Source organism: Burkholderia sp. ABCPW 11 (assembly GCF_001523445.1).
GTDB lineage: Bacteria > Pseudomonadota > Gammaproteobacteria > Burkholderiales > Burkholderiaceae > Burkholderia.
Window position 1 is genome coordinate 154637 of the sequence record NZ_LOVM01000025.1, and the last position, 16901, is coordinate 171537.

Below are 16901 nucleotides of genomic sequence, written 5' to 3' on the forward strand. Positions count from 1 at the left end.
ATCAATCTTGCAGAGGCATACGCGCAATGCGTGTCGAGCAGCCGGCCTTTCTAGGTTCTCTCTTTCTGTCGCGTCTGGCAGACCAGATGCTGCTCTTTCTGGTGCCGCTCGTCGTCTTTCAGGTCACTCAGAAAGCGACATGGTCCGGCCTCGCGTTTTTCGTCGAAACGGTTCCGCGATTCATCGCCTTTCCGATCTGCGGCGCACTGAGCGACCGCGTGTCGCCAATTCGTGTGTTGCGAGTGAGCCAGACCAGCCGGGCCGTCGCTTGCCTGATCGGCATCGCCGGCTATGTCGCCTGGAGCGGAATCGGCTGGTTGATCGCGCTGTCCGCCGTATGCGGTGCACTCACGAGCCAAGGTCTCGTCGCCCGGGAGGTGCTGCTGCCACAGATTTTTCCGCGGCAGCGTTTCGAGAAAGTGCTGGCCCATACGCAGCTCTCCGATCAGTCGGGTGTCGTGCTCGGGCCGATCGTCGCGGCGGCGCTACTGGGATGGCGCACCTGGGAGTGGGCCGTCGCTTGCGCGGCGTTGCTGTTTGTCGCGGCGGATATGGCGATGTTCGTATGGCAACGGACCAGCACGGCGCGCGTGGCGCCTCCCGAACGCGCGACGGGGCCATGGTATGCGCCGTTCGGCGTGGCGCTGACGCATGTCGTCACGCTGCCGGGGCTCTTGCGGCTGGTCCTGCTCGCGGCGGCGGAAAACCTCGTGATCGGGACGACACTTGCGACGTCGGCCGCAATGGTGACCGGTACGTTTCGGCAGTCAGGCGGTTTCTATGCCGGGCTGCAGGTCGCGGGCGCCGTCGCGACGGTCGCGATCCTGTTGTTCGTCGCGCGTATCGAGGTATCGCGCGTGCGGCTTGGCATCGTCGCCTTCGTTGCGATCGCGGCAGGCGGCCTCGTGATGGGCACGTCGGGTTCGATTGCGATTTACGTTGCCGGTTTCCTGATGGTCATCGGCTTCGACAAGATGTTCAACGTGTATATCCGCAGCGCACGGCAGGCGATCATCCCCGCTCGGGACTACGGCAAGACGACGGGCGTCATCGTCCTGCTGAACAACGCGACACAGCCGCTTGCCGGGTTGCTCGTCGGGCTCTTCTCCGATCACGGGCGCGTTGCACTCGTCGTGACGCTGACGTCGATCGGCATGGCGATACTGGGCGGCGCGCTCGTCGCCGTCGGCGTGGTCCGAACCCGATCGACTGCGCGCGTGCCGGACTGACGCCAGGCCGCGACGCGTGGGCCGTATCGGCCTATGCGGCAGGTGCAACCGACGCGCCGGTAATCCCGTGCCGCGCGAGTGCCTCGGCGACGAACCCGGATGTCTTCGCTTCCTCGACGAAGGCGTGCAACGTCTCGGCTGCCGCCGCACCGCGGCGCTTCGGCAAGCCCATCGCCTGACGGATCACCATGAATCGCTCGTCGAGCAAGCGCAGGCCGGGGGCTCGACGTGCGTCTGCCTCGAGCTGCTGCTTGACGCCGGCGGCGACTTCCAGACCCTGGTCGAGGAAGGTGCGGACAACGGTCGGAGACGTCGGCGCACGAACGATCCGCGCATGCTTCAATTCGCGCGTCAGGAACAAGTCGTAAGCGCTTCCCTCGCCAACGGCCACGCGGATCGACGGCCGGTCGACATCGTCGTTGGTGCGAATCGGCGATGCATCGCGCACCATGTAATAGCCTTCGATCAGAACGTACGGATCGGTAAACGCGATGGTTTCTCCTCGCCGTGGATCGATGGCGAAGAAGCCGACGTCTGCCCGCTCGTCGCCGACCGCCTGAACGGACTTGCCCGCCGTATCGAAGACCACCAATTCGAGCGCGACACCGAGCGTTGCGGCAAAGGCGCGCGCCAGGTCGACCGACACACCGGTCGGGGCGCCCGAGGTGTCCTTGCCCGCGAGAATGGGATTCCCAAGATTGATGGATGCCCGCAGCTTGCCGGCAGGGGTGAATGCGCGAATGACGGATGGATCGGGTTTCATGTCGATGGTAAGAAGAACTGACTTTCATGGGTGGGCGCGGGGCCTTCAACCACAGACCCGCGCATCGCTCGATGCGCGTGGCGCCGGCGCGCGAGGCCTCAGCAGTATCGCCACGGCGAGCACGCTGGCCAGCGCGATACCGCCCGCGAGAAAGAACGCGCTGAGGAACGTATGGCTTTCCTGCACGAGAAAGCCGGTTGCAGCCGGGCCGACGATGCCTGCGCAGTTTGCAATCGCATGTACGCATCCGCCGACACTGCCGAGTTTCGGGCCGGGGATCGTGTCCTGGATCAGCGCCCAATAGGCGCTGCCGCTCAGATAAAGGGCAAACACCGCAACGGCCATCAACAGCAGCGCACCGAGCGTCGTGGTCACGGCGCCGGCCAGCGTGACGCACACGCCTGCCGTGCCGAGACAGGCGATCAATACCCGCTTGCGCGCAAGCAGGGCATTGCCCGTCCGGCGAAAGATCAGGTCCGACAGCACGCCGCTCAGTCCGTAGCCGACGAATCCCAGCAGCCAGGGCAGCACCGTCGCGAGACTCATGCTTTTGAGGCTCAGGTGACGGTCCATCGTCAGAAAGGTCGGGAACCACGTGAGAAAGAAAAACAGGATGTAGCTGTAACCGAAGTACGAAATCATCGCCGCGAGAATGGCGGGCTGCCTGAGGTAGAAGCCGAGGGGCCGCAGGTCGGAAGGGCTTTCGGCGACGCTTCGATCGGATTCGATCAGCCGGCGTTCTTCAGCGGAGACGCGTGCATGCTGGTACGGCTTGTCCGTCGCCATGAACACCCAGAACACCAGCCAGAGCAGGCCGAAACACGCGATTCCGGCGAATGCGACGCGCCAGCCGTAAGCGGCCGTCAGCAGGCCGACTACCGGCCCCGCCACCGCGCCGCCCAGCGGCAGGCCGCAATTCGCGAAGCCGAACGCGGTCGCCGATTCCTTGTGCGGGAACCAGTTGTTCACGATCTTGTTGATCGTCGTCGCGAGCGGGCCTTCGGCCATGCCGAACAGGGTGCGCACGGCCAGCAGCGATCCGAAGCCGCCGGCAAGGCCGGTCGCGCCGCATAGCAACGACCACGTCAGGACTGCGCCCGAGAAAACCCGTTTGCCGCCCCAGCGGTCCGCCGCCCATCCGCCGATGAAATTGAATACCGCATAGCCGATGAAGAACGTCGAAAACAGCAGCCCGAGGCTGCTCGGCGACATATGCAATTCCCGCATGACGGCGGGCGCGGCGACGGACAGCGCCGCACGGTCGAGATAGTTGATGAAGCCTGCGATGAACAACAGCAGGACGATGCGCCATCGAATGTTTGTCACCTGTCGCTCCCTGGAGCTTGTTATGTGCTTGACGGCCGGGCGCTCGTACGCGCCATCCGGTCCGCCGCCTGGTCGGTTCGCCGCCGCGCCGTGTGTTCGGAACGGCGCGAGCGTGGCGGGCCACGCTCGCGAACGACGCGTTCAGCGCCGCGGATGCGCGATCGCTTCCAGCATGGCGAGCTGGGCAGCGCCGATATCGATGCCCTCCGCCATCTGGCGCTCCAGGCGGCCGAGTTCGATCTCGCCGGGCACGATCACGGGCGCGTCCGGATCGGCGGGTTTGGAGCCGTGCAGGATCGCCGCATGGTCGGCCATATGCGTGGCGAGCCATTCGGTGCTGCCGAGCTTGGCCGTATCGACGAGGATGAAGAAGTGGCCGAGATTCTGCGGTTGTTCAGGATCGTCTTCCCACGACTTGACGTGCGTGAGATAGGCCGCGCCGGAAAGCAGTCCCGCGAACAGATCGACCACCAGCGCGAGGCCGTAGCCCTTGTGGCCGCCGATCGGCAGCAGAAAGCCATCGAGCGCGGCTTTCGGATCGGTGGTCGGTTTGCCGTGTGCATCGGTTGCCCAATCGTCGGGAATCGGTTCGCCGCGCTTGAGCGCGTTGCGAATCTTCGCCCGTGCCGCGACGCTGATCGCCATGTCGAGCATGAACGGACGGCCATTCGGGTTCGGGACGCCAAAGCCGACGGGGCTGTTGCCCAGGCGAGCGTCGGTGCCGCCCCACGGCGCGATCGTCGTCGTCGCGTTACTGCCGATGATGCTGGCGAAGCCCTGCATCGCGGCGAGGTACGAATACGGAGAGACGGGGCCGAAGTGGTTGCTGCCGCGCACGAACACACAGGCGATGCCATGTTCGCGTGCAGCGGTCATCGCCAGATCGAGCGCGCGATAGCCGACGAGCGGGCCGATGCCGTTGTCGCCGTCGAGGCGGTGAAGCGCCGGCGCCACCTGTTCGGCGGTGATCGAAGGCGCGGGATTGATGCCGCCGATGCGCAGTCGCGCGCCGTACGACTCGATGCGGCTCGTGCCGTGCGTGCGCAAACCGAACAGATCGGCAAGCACGAGGATCGTGGCGGTGTCCGTCGCGTCGGCGCGCGTCAGGCCGAGCGCGCAGAGTGCTTCGACGGTCAGCTCGGTCAGATGGGCCTTGCTGACGATGCCATGGGTGGGAGTGGGCTGGGTCATGGAATGCGTTGTCTCCTTCGATTTGGACGCTGTGCGGTTCAAGCGGCTGCGCACGGCACGACGCTTGCGTTTCGCACATGATCGTGCAGGAGCGGTTCACCCAACAAACGCATATTTTCGTTCGATTGGTGCGTCGTACGCACGAATCGAATCCAACCCTGGCCTACTCGCGAAGACCTTGCCGGGCCGTCTCGAGTCGGGGCCGGCGCTTCGCCTATGCGGCAGCGTTTGCGGGCGGCATACCGGGCGCTCGCATCTCCGTCAACAGCTGAAGGAAGAAGCGGCCTGCGGAGGACAGACCGCGGCCGCGCCGCTGGATGACACCCAGCGTTCGCCGGATCGGTGGATCGACGAGCGCGACGCTGGCAAGTACCTTGTGCGGGCCGCGGGGCATCGCGAGCCGAGGCACGACACCGACACCCACCCCGCTTCGATCAGGCTCACGAGCGCGGGTACATGGCGTACCTCGCAGAACCATTTGGGCCGGTCGGCGACGCCTGCCAGCGCTTCGTCTATGACCGCGCGATTGCCGCTGCCTTGTGCGATGGCCAGATACTCGAGGCTGGCGAGCTCCGCCCAGGCGACGGATTTGCGTTTTGCAAGCGGATGACTGCGCGGGCACGCGAGAACGAACGGGTCGTCGAGCAGTGGCGTGAATTCGATGTCGGGCTCTTCGGTGCCGACGTAAGTCAGGCCGAAATCGGCTTCCCCACGGGCGACGGCGAGGAAAACCATCGACGACGGCTCGTCGATGAGACGAAGGCGAATGCCCGGGTAACGCTGATGATAGGTCGCAATGGTTTCCGGAAGGAAGTAGCGCACCGCCGACGGCACGCACGCGACCGTCAGTTCGCCGGTCATCTTGCGTGCAAGATCGTCGAACTCGAGCATCGAGTTGTCGACTTCGTTGAGGATGCGGTGAGCGCGCTCGAGAAACCCGCGACCGACGATCGTCAGGTCCATCTTCCGCGTCGTTCGCTCGAACAGCCTGACGCCCAGCACCTCCTCGAGTTTTTCGATCCGGCGCGATAGCGCGGACGCCGACAGATGCAGTGTGTCGGCCGCCGCGCGAAAGCTGCCGAGGTCGGCCGTCGCCACGAAGGCCCGCAAGTCCGATATCTCGAAATTCATTCCGGTGATCGCCGCGATGGAAAGGGATGCTCAGTTTCAGTGCACCGATCGGGGCTGTCAATTCGTGCGTATGGCACACGAATTCGCCGGCGCGATCATCCCGTGTTGCGGCGCGCCGCTTCCATTCTTGCCCGGTGCGCGGCGTGCGAAGCCATCCCGACTCAAGTGACCACTGCCGAATCCGCCGAAGCGCGCAAGCGAGCGATGTCGCGTGCCGGCGATTCTCCAAAATGACGGCGATATTCGCGGCTGAACTGCGATGTGCTCTCGTAACCCACGCGGAAGGCGGCGGTCGTGACGTCGATGTCGTGCACCAGCATCAGGCTGCGCGCTTGCTGCAGCCTGAGTTGCTTTTGAAACTGCAACGGCGTCATCGCCGTCACGGCGCGAAAATGCTCGTGCAGGCTCGACGGACTCATGCCGGCTTCCGCGGCAAGCCGCTCGATGCTGAACCGTTCCCGGAAATGCTTGCCGAGCCATGCGATGGCGCGACCGACCTGAGCCAGCCGGCCCTGGCTGGCGGTAATGTGGCGCATCCTGGCGCCGTCGGGGCCGGCGAGCAAGTGATAGAGGATCTCCTGCTCGGCAAGCGGCCCGAGCACGGGCAGCCCGGCCGGATCGTCGAGCAGGCGCAACAGGCGCAGCGCCGCGTCGAGCAGGCCGGCGCCGGCGTCGGACACCGTCTTGCCGATCGGCGGGAAGGGCGCGTCCGGCGGCGGTGGCACGCGCAGTGCCAGATCCGCCAGCATGACCGGATCGAAATCGAGGTACAGGCACAGGTAGGGTTTGTCGGGCGTCGCGTCGACCACGCGGCCCGTTGCCGGCAGGTCGTAGGTCACGACCCCGTAGCGCCCCGGTGCGTATTTGAAGATGCGCTCGCCCAGCGTGACCTCCTTGTGCCCCTGCGCGACGAGGCAGAGTTGCGGCCGGTAGACGTTCGGCATCGGCATCGTCACCGTGGACGATCGAACGAGCGTCACGCGCTCGATCGGGGTGGCCTGGAAGCCATCCGTCGAGATGTGCCGGGCAATGACGGAAGCGATTTCGGTCAGTGTTTCCATGCGTCCGACTATCGCATGCCACGCGGGAGGGCGGCAATGCGAACCTGATTCCGGAGGATCGTGCAGCTATTTCGGGGTATCGGGCTCACGGTTCGGCGGCGCGGTACAGCATAGTGTTCCTGGCAGCCGGGGCACGGCAAACCCGGTCGCCAGACGAACAGGGATCCGACATGACAACCGACAATACGATGACACCCACGATCGCGCTGGGCACGTGGGCCTGGGGCGACAGCGGCGAGGCAGGCGATGGCTACTTCGGCAGCAGCCTCACCCGGGCTGGCCTGGAAGAAGTCGCCGACAAGGCCCATGCGGCCGGATTCGGCTTCTGGGACACCGCCATGGTGTACGGCATGGGCCGTTCGGAGACCCTACTCGGCGAAGTGCTGAAGCGCTTCGCGCGCAGCGACTACCGGCTTTCCACGAAATTCACCCCGCAGGCCGCGGGAACCGGCGCCGATCCGGTGGCGGACATGCTGGAGCAGAGTCTGGCCCGCCTCGGTACGGATTACATCGACCTCTACTGGATTCACAATCCGGCCGATGTGGCGCGATGGACGCCGCACCTGATTCCGTTGCTCGAGAGCGGGAAGGTCAGGCACGTCGGCGTCTCGAATCACGACCTGAGCGAAATCGAACACGCCGACCGGATTCTCGGCGAAGCCGGGTTTCGGGTCGAAGCCATCCAGAACCACTACAGTCTCCTCTATCGCGATTCCGAACGCGCCGGCATCCTCGACTATTGCCGCGATCGCGGCATCCCGTTCTTCGCCTATATGGTGCTCGAGCAGGGCGCGTTGAGCGGCAAGTACGGTCCGGCGCATCCTTTGCCGGAAGGCAGCAACCGGGCGCAGACCTACAATCGCATGCTGCCCCGGCTGAAAGCGCTGACGGACGCACTCGCCGCGATCGGTCGGACGCGCGGGGCAGCAGCGTCCGATGTCGCGACGGCCTGGGCCATCGCCAAGGGAACGACGCCGATCGTTGGCGTGACCAGGCCCGATCATGTCGATGGCTTGGTTCGAGCCAGCCGCATCGCGCTTGCCGCCGACGAAATCGCCGGGCTGGAAGCGCTCGCCGACGCTGCGGACGTGAACACGCGCGGCTGGTGGGAACACGAGATGCAGGCCTGAATGCCGTGCGCGCAGTCGTCGCCGACGTCGATGCCGATGTCGTGCCGCCCCACGTCGACGCACCGTTTCGTCGATGCGCCGCGACAAGACGTGCCTGTCGTGCAAACGTGATCGAACGAAGGAGACATGCTCATGCGAGCCATTCAGATTCATGAATACGGCGGCCCCGACGTGCTGCGTCGAGTGGATATCGACGTGCCGAAGCCGGGCGCGGGCGAAGTGCTGGTGCGTGTGGTCGCGGCCGGCATCAACTTCATGGACGTTCATACGCGACAGGGGAAGTACCGCGATTCGCGTACCTATCCCGTGCGGATTCCGTGCACGCTCGGCATGGAAGGCGCAGGGGAGGTCGTCGAGGTGGGGGCAGGCGTCACATCCGTGCACACCGGCGATCGCGTCGCGTGGTGCATCGTCTGGGGGGCATACGCCCAGTATGCAGTCGTACCCGCCGCGCGGCTCGCACGCATCCCGGACGACATTGCGTACGATCTCGCCGCTGCAGCGATCTTTCAGGGTTCGACCGCGCATTATCTGCTCGACGACGTCGGGAAGCTCGAAGTCGGTATGACCTGCCTCGTCCATGCGGCCTCGGGCGGTATCGGCCAATTGCTGGTGCAGTTGGCGAAGCGGCGGGGCGTCGAAGTGTTCGCCACGACGAGCACGGCCGACAAAGCCGCGATCGCGCGTGCGCGCGGGGCGGATCACGTGCTGTTCTACGAGAACGGCGGCTTCGCGGACCGCATCCGCGAACTGACCGACGGTCGCGGCGTGGACGTGGTGTTCGATGCCGTCGGCAAGACCACTTTGCGCGACAGCTTCCGTGCGACCCGGGTGCGCGGGCTGGTCGTCAACTACGGCTCGGTGACCGGCCCGATCCGCGATCTCGATCCCTACGAACTCGGCGAAGCCGGCTCGCTTTTCCTGACACGCCCGCGGCTCGCCGATCATCTCGCCGACGCGATCACCGTGCAGCGCCGCGCCGACGACGTGTTCGCCGCCGTCGCACAGGGTGCGTTGCATGTGGAAATCAACGGGCGCTACACGCTGGAGAACGTCGAAGAAGCGCATGCTGCGCTCGAGGAGCGCCGCCAGTCGGGCAAGGCAGTGATGGACATCGGGTAGCCCCACCGGGCATTCATGCGACGCGGACGCCGGGCCGGCGATGCGCAGGCATCGCCGTGTCGAAACGCTCACGCGCGCTACGCCGGGCACGCCGGAGTGTCCGATCGAAGGTATCCCGCACGAAGACTGAGCACGTGTGTCCGCGTGTAATCGAGCGAATTCATGACGATGATTCGCATCGAATGCCGATCGACATGCCGGCGCCGCACCGACGCCGCGGGGAGCGGGTTCCGGTGCGGGCGTCTCGCGGGCTAGAAACGATGCAACATGCCGATGCGATAAACCATCTGGTTCGGCCCGGACGACGCACCAGCCGATGCGTCGACGATCTGGGCTTCGTCAAAGCCGGTGCCGGTACGAGCGCTGACGACATGCTGCCACGCACCTTGCAGATACAGCGAAGTGCGCTTGCTCAGGTCATAGTCGAGCATCATGCCGATCTGGTGCCACTTGGGGACATATTTCGTGTCGGACGTATACAGATGCGCCATGGTGAACGTATAGGACGCTCCCAGCCATAGGGCATGAGTAAAGTAGTACTGAGCATTGAGTTCGAAGTTGTCGAATTTCCACGCATTCCACGTCGCACCGTTCTGCAGGGTGGAATTGTCGATCCATGCATTACCGGCGGGGTTGTAGACATCGACATGGGACCACGCGGCGCCAACGAGTACGTGGGTGAACTGGTAGGAAGCCGCTACGCCGATGTCCTGCTGCGACGACCCGTTGAAGAGATCGCCACTGCTGACCGCGCCGCCCGCGGCGAGCCCCGGATTGTCGAGCTTCAGGTAGGACGCCGCCGCCGTCAGGTTGCCGTTCTGGTAGTTCAGCGTGGCGCCCCAGACGCGGTTGTTCGAGAAGCCGCCGGGCTGGTTGCTGAAGCCGTACATCGCTTCCGCCGTGAGTCCGCGGTATGTCGGCGTGACATACTTGACGGCATTGTCGACGCGGAAATCCCAGTCCGTATTGTCGTTGTCGAACGGGTGGGTAGCGATGTCACCCGCCCAGTTGCCGGCCGCCGTGATACCGCCGAAGCCGAGCGCGTCGACGCTGGTGTCGTACTGGCGTCCGAGCGTGAGCGTGCCATACCGTGAAGACGACAGGCCCACGAACGCCTGGCGGCCGAACATGCTCGAATCCTGACCGAGCTTGCCGCTGTTCACGTTGAAGCCGTTTTCGAGCTGAAAGATGGCCTTGTCGCCGCCGCCCAGGTCTTCACTGCCTTTCAAGCCCCATCGGCTGCCGAATGTGTCTCCGCTCGACATCTGCCATGCGCGATGGCCGCCTGCGTTGCTCGTGAAGTTGAGGCCTTCGTCGATCAGCCCGTATAGCGTGATGCTCTGCTGTGCGTGCGCCGCACCGGCGAGCAGGAGCGCCGGCGCGAATGCGAACCAGCACGGTTTCATCGATTGACGTTTCATTTCGTTGCTCTGATGGTGTGGTTGGGTAGTCGGCGACGGATGGCGCCGACGTCGATGTCGTCCCGAAATGCGATCTCGGCGGACGAGGCAGTGTAGGCAGAGGAAAAGCGGGCGCCGCAACGTGCATGGAAAGACTATCTTTCAGTATTCGAAAGTGTCATGCGGCGATGGACGTTCACGCGCAAAGATGGGGTGCCCTGGAGTCGCCTGGCATATCGAACGCTTGGCGATGTGTTGTTTTCTGTTTTTCGCCGGTTGACATGAAGTTTTTATTCGCGTGAAAAGTCGACATATCGAAACGGAATGTCGGGGCAAAGCGCACGAGGAAACGGTCGCGTGTGCCGTCGACGATCGAGTCGCATCAACCCAAAAAAAACGCGCGCGGCCGCGAGGCTCGCGCGCAAACTCGGAGAACGGTTGCCGCAGACGATTCAGTTGCCGTTCGACGCGACGGTGTTGGCCGCACCGGCGCAATCGTGCTGATACTTCTGCATCAGGCGCGCCTGTGCCGAATCGATGTCGTCCGGATAGCTGCTCTCGTCGCCGGACGACGGGTTGTAGCCGACGGATTCCAGCTCGTTCAGTTCGTTGACGAGCTGCCGGTGGGAGACCGGGCCTTTCGTATGCACGAACGGATAGTCATGGCATTGCGCCGACGTGAGCTTCGTCTCGGCATGCGCGCAGACGCTCGATGCGAGCATGGCGGCGCAGACGAGGTAACGGACGGGATGATTCATCTTCGGCTCCTGGATAGCGTTGGGTAGAGGCCGAACGGCAGAATGCCTGCGTCGGCCGCGAGACGAAGATTAGGCACGGTGGGCTATCTAAACGGCAGCGCGATGATGAAAGATGTTTTAGGCAAGCGCGGATCCGTCCATGCATCGGCTGTCGCATGGGAATTTAAAGAATCCTTCATGTGCGTGTTTCCGGATGGTTAGGTGCTGCGGCGTATCGTCGAGCAACGAATCGATCGATGCCGTGCGCCGCGCGGTACACGCCTGAGGTAATGCAATGAAATCAACGGTCATGATGACTGGACTGGTCGCGCTGATGTGTGCGTCGCTGCCGGCGTTCGCGAAGGTGCAGGGAACCGGGCTCGCGATCGCCGACGTGACGCTCGCGCATGCGAAAGCCGAACGGACGGATCGCGCGATCGATGCCGCACGCGATCTCGCGTCGCATCGTACGGACGGATCGGACACACGATCTCACCAGCGCTGATCGCGCGTTGCGTCGCTCGGTTCGTAGCCGGTCGCGCCGGCCGGTGTGCACTGATGGTCGCGGTACGGCATCGTGTCGCAAAGGCCCGCATGCCGCGTCGTTCCCGGCCACCGTTGCGACGACGCATCGGCCAGGATCGAAGACGGCCTGGGCGCCATGCTGCCGGATATGAAACTTTCTTCACGAAGCCGATGTGCATCTTTTATGCGTGCGCGCATAAGCTCTGCACGAGCGCGTTCGGTCGTCGGGTATCGACGCGCATACGTTCCTTCGACGAAGACGAGAATCGTACATGGCATCATCCGCTTCCCCGGGCAACGAACTCAACTTGCCTGACACGCTGGCCGAGGAGCGTACGGCCATCGCGCACGTCCTCACGATCGAAGACGACGAAATCACCGCGAACGAGATAGTCAGGGAGCTGGAGGGGCGCGGCTTTACGGTCGAATGGGTGGCGAACGGGCGCGATGGCATGGCGCGCGCGCTCGGCAACGAGTTCGACGTGATCACGCTAGACCGGATGCTGCCGGTCGTCGATGGCCTCACGATCCTGACCACGATGCGCAGCGTCGGGGTGCGCACACCCGTGCTGATGCTGAGCGCGCTCGGCGATGTCGACGAACGGGTGCGCGGGCTGCGTGCGGGGGGCGACGACTACCTGACCAAGCCGTTCGATCCCGAGGAAATGGCCGCGCGCCTGGAGGTGCTGCTGCGCCGGAGCCAGGCCGCGCCGGCTCCGTTCGACACGACGCTGGTCGTCGGCCCCCTCAAGCTCGACCTGATCTCGCGCAAGGCGTTTCGCGACGGCGAAGAAATCGTGCTGTTGCCGACCGAGTATCGCGTGCTCGAATACATGATGCGCAATGCCGGGCAAACCATTACGCGGACGATGTTGTTCGAGGCCGTATGGGGCTATCACTTCGATCCCGGCACGAACCTGATCGAAGTGCACATGGGCCGGTTGCGCAAGAAGATCGATCCCCCCGATGCGAAGCAGATGATCCAGACGGTACGCGGCGCGGGGTATCGCCTTGGCTGAACCGGCTACCGTGGCGTGCGCCGCACAACAGGTCCAGCCGGCACCCGCGCGACGCTGGTACTCGAGTACGTTTCGCCTGGTGTCGGTCTATGCCGTCACGTTCTCCGTGTCGGTCATGCTGCTGCTCGGTTTCATCGCATCGGTGATCACGCACGACATGGAACGGGAAACCGACACGGTGATCGATTGGCAGATGATCTATTTCGATTCGATACAGGACGGCCAGCTTGCTGCCGCGATCCTGCACCGGATCGAGCACGAGCGGATGCATACCAACTACTACGGGCTCTTTACCGCGGACGGCAGGCATATTGCCGGCGATGTGCTGGCGTTGCCCGCCGGCCTGCAGCCGAACCGCAGCGGCGTGACGCTCGATCACACGATGCCGATCGCGGGAGACCAGGTGCCGCCGGTCGTCCGCACGATGGCGGAGCGGCGTGCAAACGGCGACGTGCTGGTGCTCGGACGCGACCTCACGCACATCCTGCGAATCCGCGCGGCGATCATCCAGGCGCTGGTCGGCGGCGGGCTGCTCTGCCTTGGCACGGGCGTCGTGGGCGGCTTGATGCTCACCGTGCGGCAAATGCGGCGTCTGAAGGAAGTCCGGCGCATCACGCAGTGCATTGCGCAGGGCGATCTCGGCCAGCGGCTGCCGGTGGGCGGACACGACGAGATCGATCTGCTGTCCCATCTCGTCAACCATATGCTCGAGGAGATCGAGCGGCTCATGAACGAGGTAAAGGGTGTCTGCGACGGCATCGCGCATGACTTGCGGACACCGCTCGCACACGTGCACACGCTGCTCGCGCAGGCGGCGCAGCGCGCGGAGCGGCTCGACGATGCCGTGCTGGAGCGTCTCGTCTCGCGTGCACGCAACGAGACCGACGTGTTGCTCGATCGTTTCCGTGCGATGCTGCGTATCGCCGAAATCGGCTCCTTGCAGCGGCGCGGCGGATTTGCGGAGCTGTCGCTGGAGGATCTGGTCGTGGACGTCGGGCAGTTGTTCGAACCGCTCGCGGATAGCCGCGCGATCCAGTTCGTGCAGTCCGTCGAGCCGGTGGCGCGGATTCACGGCGATCGCGCGCTGTTGTTCGAGGCGCTGAGCAACTTGCTCGACAACGCGCTCAAGTACACGACGGCGGGCGATACGGTACGCCTGGAGCTTCATGACACGCCGTCCGGTCCGCGCATCGACGTGATCGACAACGGCCCGGGCATCGCAGCCGACGAGCGCGACGCGGTGCTGCGGTATCGCTACCGCAGCCGTCGCACCGGGCATCTCGGCGGGGCTGGCCTCGGCCTGAGCATCGTGTCGACGGTCGTCAACGTGCACGATTTCACGCTGCGGATCGGCAATGCCGCACCCGGCACGCGCGTGACGATCGAATGCTGGCCGAGGTCGCTGGGATGATGGCCGTCCGGACGACGCTGCACGCGATCGCATATTGCAACCGCGAGGCCGGCTGACGATGCGCATCCTGCTCGCGACTTCGCCGCATCCGGAAGCGTCGTGGCTGTACAAGGCGCTGCTGGAAAGCGGGCACAGCGTGCAGCGCGCCGACGATCTGCGCGACGGCCTGTTCCTCGCGTCGCAGGAGGCTTTCGACGCGATCGTCGCGACCGCGTTCGAGCCCGGCAGCGATGCCGCGTTGCTCGGGATGCTGCCGCGTTTCGTTGCCGACGGCGGCGGCGCCGCGCTCGTGGTGCTGATCGGCGAGGCGTCGGCGCGCGAACGCATCCATATGTTGCGCGCGGGCGCCGATGCATGTTTCTGCGCACCGTATTCGTTCATCGAGCTGCACGAACGCCTGGAGGCGTTGCAGCGGCTGGCCGGGCCGCGCGATGCGGGCCGTTCGATCGCGGGTGCGTCCGCGGTCGGGACACTCGCGCGCGAGCTCAAGGACGGCAAGCTGCGCCTCGCCGTGACGCGCCGGGAATTCCTGTTGCTCGAATGCCTGATGCGTCATCCGAACGCGCCGGTGCCGCGCGACCAATTGATCCGGTATGTATGGCAGGACAAGGAGGATGTCGATCCGTCGAGCGTCAATCTCGTGGTGTCGCGGCTACGCCGTAAGCTCGCGCGGCATCTGCCCGACGTCCGCATCGATACGGTGAGCCGCTATGGCTACCAGGTGACGCTGCCGGACGCATGAACGCGCGGTGTCGGCCGCGCAACCGACGCGACGGGCGCCCTGCCGGCGGCAGCGTGCCCGTCGTGCGTTTACGAGCCGAAGAAGGGCACGCAGAAGTCGGGCGGGCCGACACAATGGCCGGGGCCGTCGGGCTACAACATGGCGCCGGCGGCAATCGCGAGGAGCATGAGACGGGCAGAACGGGCGAGCAGGGAAAGCAGCTTCATGGATGGCGGGCAATGCGGGGAACAGCCGGCGTGCGCCGGGCAGCGCGCCCGGCCGCACGGTCGCACCCATCAATGCGAATAGAGCGTGGAATTCAGGTACTTGAGCTGCCCGTCCTGTTCGGCCTGCACGAGCTCGGCATGGACCTCGGCGCGGGTCTTCTCGTGGATCGGCTGGCCGTAGGGCGGCACCCACTGGCCGGCGGCCTGCGTGCCGGGCGTGCCGTCCTTGGTGGCGGCCGGCGACATCCGGATCGGCTGACTGCCGGTCAGTGCAAACGCGGGCACGGACAGCGTGCCGATTGCCGCAAGCATGGCGGCGGCGACGATGCTGGTGGTTTTCATGTTTGGAGTCCTCATGATGATCGACTGGGCATCTCCCCGGGCGCGGCGTGTCGATGTCGGCGTCACGCACGGGTTGAGGACAAGCATAGAGGAGGGGCGTTAGCGGATCGGCATACGCAACGTGAAAAGAAATTCATGCACAGGCGCGCATTCGCGGAGACGTGAAACCGGCATGTCGTCAAGATGAAGCAGGTTTCATTTTTCGGGCCGTTTCGATAACGGCGCTGTCATGCCCGCTGCCTAAATTGGGCGCCATCGCATCGCGCACGAGCGGCCATGTCGCACGGGCCGGCGATGCGAGCAGACCGATCCACTCCAACGAAACCATCATGAAGAAATATCTGGCAATTCCGGCAGCCGTCGCGTGCCTGCTGGCGAGTTCGGCGCATGCGCAGAGCAGCGTGACGCTGTACGGCACGATCGACGCGGGCCTGGACTACATCAGCAACCAGAAATCGGCCGCAGGCGCGGGGCCTGTCTACGGCCTGCAGAGCGGCAACGTCAGCACGTCGCGCTGGGGGCTGCGCGGCAACGAGGATCTCGGCGGCGGCCTGGCCGCCGTGTTCACCCTCGAGAACGGCTTCAACGTCGCGAACGGCAAGTTCGGCAACGGCGGCGACGCGTTCGGCCGCCAGGCGTGGGTCGGCCTCGCGAGCCGCCAGTGGGGCACCGTCACGCTCGGCCGCCAATACGATTTCCTGGTCGACTTCGTCGCGCCGCTGTCGGCGACGGGGTCGGGATTTGGCGGCAACCTCGCCGATCATCCGTACGACAACGACAACCTCGCCAATGACACGCGGATGAACAACGCGGTGAAGTTCCGCAGTGCAAACTACGGCGGCTTCACGTTCGGCGGCGCGTACGGCTTCAGCAATCAGGGCGGCGGGTTCAGCAACAACAACGCATACAGCATCGGCGCGCAGTATGCGAACGGCCCGGTCGACCTCGCCGTCGCGTACCTGCAGTCGAACCAGCCGGGCGGCGTGAACGCACCGCAGAACACCGGCGGTTCGCTGAGCAGTTCGGATGGCGACGCGATGCTGGCCGGCGGCCGCTGGCGCACGTTCGGCGCCGGCGCGCACTATGCGTTCGACCATGCGTCGATCGGCCTGGTCTATACCAGAACGATCCTGAACGACCCGCGCGAGCTGTCGCAGGGCGGCGCATACGGCCGTGTGAACGGCCAGTTGCTGACCTTCAGCAACTACGAACTGAACGGACGCTACTTCGTCACGCCGGCCTTCTCGCTAGGCGGCGCCTATACGTTCACGCAGGGCCGCTTCGACGATGCGGGCCGCGGCATCGCGCCGAAGTGGAACCAGTTCATGCTGCAGGCCGACTACGCGCTGTCGCGCCGCACCGATCTCTATCTGGAAGGCGTGTACCAGCGTGTGACAGGCGCCGATGGCGTCGCGGTGCTCGGCAACGCGGGGATCTTCAACCTGGCGGCGTCAGGCAACGATCGTCAGGCCGTGGTCGCAGCCGGCATCCGTCACAAGTTCTGAGCCGCAAGTCCGACGTAAAAAAAACGGCACCCGTCCTCGCGACGGGTGCCTTGAAATGCGA

15 protein-coding genes and 1 pseudogene are annotated in these 16901 nt (G+C 64.9%); 8 read left to right on the forward strand and 8 right to left on the reverse strand.

The window, feature by feature from the left end:
- The first annotated feature begins 26 nt into the window (after positions 1-26).
- Positions 27-1229: an MFS transporter gene (locus tag WS61_RS09750; protein ID WP_059500273.1), complete on the forward strand. Its 1203-nt coding sequence runs from the start codon at positions 27-29 to the stop codon at positions 1227-1229.
- A 31-nt stretch (positions 1230-1260) separates the two neighbouring features.
- On the opposite strand, the gene WS61_RS09755 is transcribed toward WS61_RS09750, so the two are convergent.
- From WS61_RS09755 to WS61_RS09775, 5 genes and pseudogenes are all read right to left on the reverse strand, one after another.
- Positions 1261-1992: an ABC transporter substrate-binding protein gene (locus WS61_RS09755; protein WP_059500274.1), complete on the reverse strand. Its 732-nt coding sequence runs from the start codon at positions 1990-1992 to the stop codon at positions 1261-1263.
- A 45-nt stretch (positions 1993-2037) separates the two neighbouring features.
- Positions 2038-3318 carry an MFS transporter gene (locus WS61_RS09760; protein WP_059500275.1) on the reverse strand — a complete coding sequence of 427 codons (1281 nt, stop codon included), beginning with the start codon at positions 3316-3318 and terminating at the stop codon, positions 2038-2040.
- 141 nt (positions 3319-3459) lie between these two features.
- Positions 3460-4509: an Ldh family oxidoreductase gene (locus tag WS61_RS09765; RefSeq protein ID WP_059500276.1), complete on the reverse strand. Its 1050-nt coding sequence runs from the start codon at positions 4507-4509 to the stop codon at positions 3460-3462.
- Between the two features lie 214 nt (positions 4510-4723).
- Positions 4724-5640 (reverse strand): annotated as a pseudogene (locus WS61_RS09770) (LysR substrate-binding domain-containing protein).
- 161 nt (positions 5641-5801) lie between these two features.
- Positions 5802-6701 carry an AraC family transcriptional regulator gene (locus tag WS61_RS09775; protein WP_059500277.1) on the reverse strand — a complete coding sequence of 300 codons (900 nt, stop codon included), beginning with the start codon at positions 6699-6701 and terminating at the stop codon, positions 5802-5804.
- Positions 6702-6871: 170 nt separating this feature from the next.
- Here WS61_RS09775 and WS61_RS09780 point away from each other — a divergent pair, with 170 nt between their 5' ends.
- The gene (locus tag WS61_RS09780) at positions 6872-7831 is read left to right on the forward strand and encodes an aldo/keto reductase (RefSeq protein WP_059500278.1); all 960 of its coding nucleotides are present in this window, start codon (positions 6872-6874) and stop codon (positions 7829-7831) included.
- Positions 7832-7963: 132 nt separating this feature from the next.
- Positions 7964-8953 (forward strand): quinone oxidoreductase, encoded by a 990-nt coding sequence (locus WS61_RS09785; RefSeq protein WP_059500366.1) that lies wholly within the window; start codon positions 7964-7966, stop codon positions 8951-8953.
- 251 nt (positions 8954-9204) lie between these two features.
- Here the strand turns inward: WS61_RS09785 and WS61_RS09790 are convergent, their stop codons facing one another.
- Positions 9205-10374 carry a porin gene (locus WS61_RS09790; protein WP_059500279.1) on the reverse strand — a complete coding sequence of 390 codons (1170 nt, stop codon included), beginning with the start codon at positions 10372-10374 and terminating at the stop codon, positions 9205-9207.
- 431 nt (positions 10375-10805) lie between these two features.
- The gene (locus WS61_RS09795) at positions 10806-11111 is read right to left on the reverse strand and encodes a DUF4148 domain-containing protein (protein ID WP_059500280.1); all 306 of its coding nucleotides are present in this window, start codon (positions 11109-11111) and stop codon (positions 10806-10808) included.
- A gap of 289 nt (positions 11112-11400) precedes the next feature.
- Here WS61_RS09795 and WS61_RS09800 point away from each other — a divergent pair, with 289 nt between their 5' ends.
- From WS61_RS09800 to WS61_RS09815, 4 genes are all read left to right on the forward strand, one after another.
- On the forward strand, positions 11401-11595 hold the full coding sequence (locus WS61_RS09800; protein WP_257127229.1) for a hypothetical protein: 195 nt from the start codon (positions 11401-11403) through the stop codon (positions 11593-11595).
- 361 nt (positions 11596-11956) lie between these two features.
- The gene (locus WS61_RS09805) at positions 11957-12634 is read left to right on the forward strand and encodes a response regulator transcription factor (protein WP_034206160.1); all 678 of its coding nucleotides are present in this window, start codon (positions 11957-11959) and stop codon (positions 12632-12634) included.
- Positions 12627-14045 (forward strand): HAMP domain-containing sensor histidine kinase, encoded by a 1419-nt coding sequence (locus tag WS61_RS09810; protein ID WP_059500282.1) that lies wholly within the window; start codon positions 12627-12629, stop codon positions 14043-14045. Before WS61_RS09805 ends, WS61_RS09810 begins: the two co-directional genes overlap by 8 nt.
- Before the next feature lie 58 nt (positions 14046-14103).
- A complete protein-coding gene (locus tag WS61_RS09815; protein WP_059500283.1) occupies positions 14104-14787 on the forward strand; it encodes a response regulator transcription factor in 684 nt (227 codons plus the stop codon).
- 275 nt (positions 14788-15062) lie between these two features.
- Here the strand turns inward: WS61_RS09815 and WS61_RS09820 are convergent, their stop codons facing one another.
- Positions 15063-15335, reverse strand: coding sequence for a DUF4148 domain-containing protein (locus WS61_RS09820; RefSeq protein ID WP_059500284.1), 273 nt, complete (start codon positions 15333-15335; stop codon positions 15063-15065).
- A gap of 329 nt (positions 15336-15664) precedes the next feature.
- On the opposite strand from WS61_RS09820, the gene WS61_RS09825 reads away from it, so the two are divergent.
- Entirely contained in the window at positions 15665-16840 is a 1176-nt protein-coding gene (locus WS61_RS09825; protein WP_059500367.1) for a porin, read from the forward strand.
- The last annotated feature ends 61 nt before the right edge of the window (positions 16841-16901 follow it).